The following is a 285-nucleotide window of genomic DNA, read 5'->3' as shown; positions in this document are numbered from 1 at the left end:
ATTTTCCGTGTCATTTTTCCCACAAGTAAATCTGAGTACTGATCTATTGCAGCGTCAAATAATGCTTCTTTTGATGGAAAATAGCGGTAACAAAGTCCTTGTGCTACATTTATCTCTTTAGCAATATCTGCAATAGAGGTCTTGTCGTATCCTTTCTCACAAAAAAGTTTCATGGCTGTATCCAAAATTTCTTGTTTACGTTCTTCTGGGTCTTTAGAAATTCGCATAATAACCCCTCCTTTTTTGATTTCATTATAAACTCAATATATTTAAATGTCAATGAAT

The 285-nt window shown here is 33.0% G+C and carries 1 protein-coding gene; it reads right to left on the bottom strand.

Annotated elements, in window-relative coordinates; all coding sequences use genetic code 11:
- On the bottom strand, nt 1–227 hold a 227-nt coding region (locus NG904_RS16940), incomplete at its 3' end, for a TetR/AcrR family transcriptional regulator (RefSeq protein WP_252232900.1).
- Nucleotides 228–285 lie beyond the last annotated feature (58 nt).

Origin of the sequence: Clostridium sp. ZBS15 (assembly GCF_023845705.1) — a bacterium.
GTDB lineage: Bacteria > Bacillota > Clostridia > Clostridiales > Clostridiaceae > Clostridium > Clostridium aquiflavi.
Note: the sequence above shows the minus strand (reverse complement) of the source record. Positions and strands in the feature narration are given on the sequence as shown.